General features: G+C 70.3%; 3 protein-coding genes. 2 read left to right on the forward strand and 1 reads right to left on the reverse strand.

Going from position 1 to position 4,891, the window contains the following annotated elements:
• Positions 1–134 precede the first annotated feature (134 nt).
• Positions 135–1,523 carry a cation:proton antiporter gene (locus tag IAE56_RS20575; RefSeq protein WP_200753796.1) on the forward strand — a complete coding sequence of 463 codons (1,389 nt, stop codon included), beginning with the start codon at positions 135–137 and terminating at the stop codon, positions 1,521–1,523.
• Positions 1,524–1,652: 129 nt separating this feature from the next.
• Here the strand turns inward: IAE56_RS20575 and IAE56_RS20580 are convergent, their stop codons facing one another.
• A complete protein-coding gene (locus IAE56_RS20580; RefSeq protein ID WP_200753797.1) occupies positions 1,653–3,983 on the reverse strand; it encodes a penicillin acylase family protein in 2,331 nt (776 codons plus the stop codon).
• A 124-nt stretch (positions 3,984–4,107) separates the two neighbouring features.
• On the opposite strand from IAE56_RS20580, the gene bfr reads away from it, so the two are divergent.
• Positions 4,108–4,596 carry a bacterioferritin gene (gene bfr, locus IAE56_RS20585; protein WP_116863027.1) on the forward strand — a complete coding sequence of 163 codons (489 nt, stop codon included), beginning with the start codon at positions 4,108–4,110 and terminating at the stop codon, positions 4,594–4,596.
• The last annotated feature ends 295 nt before the right edge of the window (positions 4,597–4,891 follow it).

Here is a 4,891-nt window from a genome sequence, read left to right on the forward strand (position 1 = left end):
GGGGGGGCGGGGGCCCCCCCGCCCGGGGCGGGGGGGGGGGGGGGGGGCCGCCCGGGCCCCCCCCCCGGCGACCCAGAACGACGTAATCCCCTCCGTCCCCCATTTTGTATCATCGGGCCCCTGCACATTGGGGAATGTTCATGGACGTACAGACCGGAGGCAGCGTGCCGCCGATGAAATGGGGTTGGCGTTACCTGGCGTGGGCGGCGGTTCCGTTGGCGATCGGCCTGGCGCTGGCGCGCTATGCCGGGCCGGGCGTGCCGTCGGTGGCGTCCAAGGCCGAGGCCGTGGTCGGCAGTGACTGGGCCCACCACCTGGCATCGCCGCTGGGCCTGTTCCTGCTGCAGCTGCTGGTGCTGCTGCTGGTGGCCAAGGGCGCGGGTGCGCTGCTGAAGCATTTCGGCCAGCCGGCGGTGATCGGCGAGATGGCCGCTGGCCTGATGATGGGCCCCCTGGTGCTGGGCAGCCTGCTGCCGCAGCTGCACGGGGCCCTTTTCCCGGCCGCGTCGCTGGGGCCGCTGGGCATGCTCAGCCAGCTGGGCGTGCTGATGTTCCTGCTGGTGGCCGGTGCCGAGCTCGACCTGGGCGCGCTGCGTGGCCGCCGCAAATTCGCTTTCACCGTCAGCCATGCCGGCATCGCCGTGCCCTTCGTGCTGGGTGTGGGGCTGGCCATCTGGCTGTTTCCCGAGCACGGCCCGCAGGGTGTGGGCTTCACTGCCTTCGCGCTGTTCGTCGGCATTTCGATGAGCATCACCGCCTTCCCGGTGCTGCTGCGCATCCTTGCCGACCGTGGCATCACCCAGACCCCGCTGGGGCAGACCTCCATCGCCTGTGCGGCGCTGGGCGACGCCACGGCGTGGTGCATGCTGGCGCTGATCGTGGCCGCTGCGCAGGCGACCGGCTGGCTGTCGGCGAGCGTCAACCTGGTCTGCGTGGTGCTGTTCATCGCGCTGATGCTGGGGGCGGTGAAGCCGTGGTTCGCCCGCCAGCAGATCGTCCCAGGGCGCGAAGGGCGCTGGCTGCTCGGCATCCTGCTGCTGTCGCTGGCCAGCGCGCTGGTGACCGAAGTGCTGGGCATCCATGCGCTGTTCGGCGCGTTCGCGGCCGGCGTGGCGGTGTCATCCAACGCGCAGCTGCGCGAGCTGCTGGTGGCCAAGGTCGAACCGTTCGCGGCGACCCTGCTGCTGCCGCTGTTCTTCGCGATGACCGGCCTGCGCATGCGCGCCGATGCGCTGCAGACCAGCGACATCCTGCTGTGCGTGGTGGTGATCGTGGTGGCCACGGCGGGCAAGCTGCTGGGCACCTGGAGTGCCGCGCGCAGCACCGGCATGGAGAATCGCGAAGCCTGGCGCCTCGGCGTGCTGATGAACACCCGTGGCCTGATGGAGCTGATCGTGCTCAACCTGGGCTACGAACTGGGCCTGCTGGGTGACCGCCTGTTCGCGGTGCTGGTGATCATGGCGCTGGTGACCACGGCGATGACCGGGCCGCTGTTGAACCTGATCGAACGCCGCAAGGCCTGATCCGGTAGCGCCGGGCCATGCCCGGCGAGCGCGCAGCGCGGCGGGATTGTGCGTCGCCGGGCATGGCCCGGCGCTACCCTCTGAGCCTATGCTCGGCTTCGCGCCAGGGTTGCCGGCCAGCGGCCGGCACTACCTTGCCGGGACGAGCTTCAGCACATGCTCCGCCTTGCCCGGCAGGAACGGGGTCGGGCGCCCATGCACCCAGTCTTCGTGGCCGGCGCCCCAGTACGGCGACAGCGGGTGGCCACTCTGCCCACCCGGCATGTGCACGATGCCGTCGGCTTCATGGCCCGGCGAAACCACCATGCGCTGCGAGGCACCGAAGCTCGGGCCCTGCACGCGCGGCATGTCGCGGTCGCCGGGCAGCTGGTCGGCCGGCATGCACAACCAGCGGCGGGTGAAGGCGGGCAGGGCACGGGAGACCGGGTGGCAGATGTCGGCCACGTTGCGCTCGCCCCAGGTGCGCTGCTGCAGCGGCCCCTGCTTGCCCAGGTCGGCTTCCAGCGTATGCGCGGCCTTGGCCAGCAGTGCATCCCAGCTGTCCACGCCGGGCGGCAGCAGGTTGGCCGGGCGCTGCTGCAGCATCGGCCAGACCACGCCTTCCAGCTGCGCAAGCCGCGGCGGCAGGTAGTCATCCCCCAGGCGCGCCTTGGCCGGTGCCAGCAGTGCGCTTTCGATGGCATCGAGCACCTCGCCGCGGAAACCGCGCACGATGCGGTAGCTGGTTGAATTGGCCGAGGCACGCACGTCCCAGTGTTCGCTGGCGGCGGCCAGGCGCTTCAATGACGGGACATCGCTGTGCTCGGCGGTTTCGTGCAGCAGCACCCACCAGCGCTGCAGGAACACCGCGCGGTCGTCGAGCTGGATCGCCAGCAGGTCGTGCTCGTCGAAGCGGTCCTGGGTGGCCAGCAGGTTGCGGATCTGCTGGCCGCGTGCGCCCAGGTCGTAGCCGGCGTTGCCGACCACGGCCAGGGTGGCATCGTCGACGACGCGGCTGTTGGCAGTCCACAGGCGCTGCCCTGGCGGATCGATCAGCGCCGGCGCGGCATCGCTGCGGATCGGCCACGGCGCGCAGTCTGCGCTGTCCTGCAGGGTGTTGAAGCCCTGCGGGACGCAGCCGGGGCCGCGGTCCGGGCGCGCACCGACCAGGCGCCAGGCAATGCGCCCGCTGCGGTCGCCGATCACCAGGTTCTGTGCGGGAATGCCGGCATGGTCGGCGGTCTTCAGGGCATGGCCGAGGTCACCGGCGCGTGCCATGTCGGCGAAGTCCATGCGCACCGCGCCGGGCAGGTGGGCGACCCAGCGCAGGGCATCGCCGCTGCCATCGGCATGGGTGTGCAGGATCGGCCCCCACGCGGTTTCGCGCACCGGGAACAGCACATCGGGCCCGCCGGCCACGGCGATGCGCTCCTCGTGCACGGTCACCGGCGCATTCGCTGGTTCGCGGCGGAAATCGGCGGTGTCGATGTAGCTGTTGGTGAAGCCCCAGGCCACGTGCCCGTTGCTGCCGACGATGACCGCCGGCACGCCCGGCAGCGAGAAGCCGCTGACATCGACCTGGCCACCCGGTGCCTGCGGATCCGGATAGCGCAGGCGCACGCGGAACCACAGGCTGGGCGCACGCAGGGCCAGGTGCATGTCGTCGGCGATGATGGCGCGACCATCGGCGGTCAGCGCACCGGCCACGGCGAAGTTGTTGCTGCCGACCGCATCGGCGTCGGCGGCAGGTGCGGTGGGCGCGGCGGCCAGCGTACGCAGGTCCAGCTGGGTGGCGTCGGGCAGCACCGCGTCGCCGCGCGGTTCGCCCTGCAGGGGCGCGTCCCAGCTGCTGCCGTCGTGGGCCAGCAGCGCATGCAGGGCCGGCGGCACCACGTCGCGGATGCGGCGCAGCGCCAGCTCGTTCTGGTTGCCCGGGTCCTGCAGGTCGGCATACATGGCCAGCCCGGCCAGCACGCTGTCGCTGGCCTGCCAGGGTGAAGGCGACTGCCGCAGCAGCAGGTAGGCCCAGGGCCGCACCGACAGATCGGCCAGGCCCGCGTTGACCCCGTCCACGTAGGCGCGCACGGCCTGCGGGTTGTCGCCCAGGGCCGTGTCCAGGTGCGCTTCGGTGCGCGCGCGCAGCCGGTGCACGCGCATGCGCTTGTCGGCGTCGATGGCCACCGGCCCGAACAGCGCCGACAGTTCGCCTGCGGCACTGCGGCGCATCAGGTCCATTTCGAAATAGCGCTCCTGCGCATGCACATGGCCGAGGGCACGCATGGCATCGGCCTGGCTGCCGGCGGTGATGGTGACCACCCCCAGCGCGTCGCGCTCGATGCTGACCGGCGCGGCCAGCCCGGGCAGGGCCTGTTCGCCCTCCAGTTCAGCCAGGCTGCCGCGCAGCAGCAGCCACAGGACCAGTGCGGTGACCAGCACGATGGCGATGAGTACAGCCAGTATCCAACGCCAGGCACGTCGCATTGCAGGTCCTTCCGGCACTCGTGGGGGGATTGTAGCCGCAGGCGCAACTGCGACTGATTCCGATTAGATCACCGTATTTTGAAATGCGGCACCCTATGCCGCATCGATCCACAGGAGCACCCCCATGAAAGGCAACCCGGACGTCATCGCCTGCCTGAAGGAACTGCTGCGCGGCGAGCTTGCTGCCCGCGACCAGTACTTTATTCATTCCCGCCGCTACGAGGACCAGGGCCTGTTCGCGCTGTACGAACGCCTGAACCACGAGATGGAAGAGGAGACCCAGCACGCCGACGCGCTGCTGCGCCGCATCCTGTTCCTGGGCGGCGACCCGGACATGCGCCCGCATGCCACCGAGCCGGGCAGGACCGTGGAGGAGATGCTGCAGAAGGATCTCGATACTGAATACGCCGTCCGCAACAATCTCGCCGCCGGCATGAAGCTGTGCGAGGAGAAGGGCGACTACGTGAGCCGCGACATGCTGCTGGCGCAGTTGAAGGACACCGAGGAAGACCACGCCTGGTGGCTGGAGCAGCAGCTGGGCCTGATCAAGCGCATCGGCCTGGAGCTGTACCAGCTGAGCAAGATCGACGGCAACGGCGCCCCGGCGCACTGAGCCGGCACCTCGAGCCGATCTGGTAGGGCCGACTGTCAGTCGGCCGCTTTTCGCAGAGCAGCCGACTAACAGTCGGCTCTACCAAGGGCCCGGAGCAGCCGACCAGCGGTCGGCTCTACCAGGCGCACCAAGCAACGTCGCCCGCCAGCACCGGAGCATCGCGAGCCAGCCTTCGCCAGCCAGCCGCTCCACCGCCCGCCAGCCGACAAACGAAAAAGCCGGGGAATCCCCGGCTTTTTCGTGTCCGGGGGGGGGGGCGGTTTAAAAGAAAAAAGCGATGGGCCCCCCGGCCCCG

Origin of the sequence: Stenotrophomonas sp. S41, assembly GCF_016624625.1 — a bacterium.
Taxonomy (GTDB): domain Bacteria; phylum Pseudomonadota; class Gammaproteobacteria; order Xanthomonadales; family Xanthomonadaceae; genus Stenotrophomonas.

Bases quoted from the DNA above. Each gene is read 5' to 3' on its own strand.
- bfr (WP_116863027.1), top strand. From the start codon at position 4,108: ATGAAAGGCAACCCGGACGTCATCGCCTGCCTGAAGGAACTGCTGCGC.
- IAE56_RS20575 (WP_200753796.1), top strand. From the start codon at position 135: ATGTTCATGGACGTACAGACCGGAGGCAGCGTGCCGCCGATGAAATGG.
- IAE56_RS20580 (WP_200753797.1), bottom strand. From the start codon at position 3,983: ATGCGACGTGCCTGGCGTTGGATACTGGCTGTACTCATCGCCATCGTG.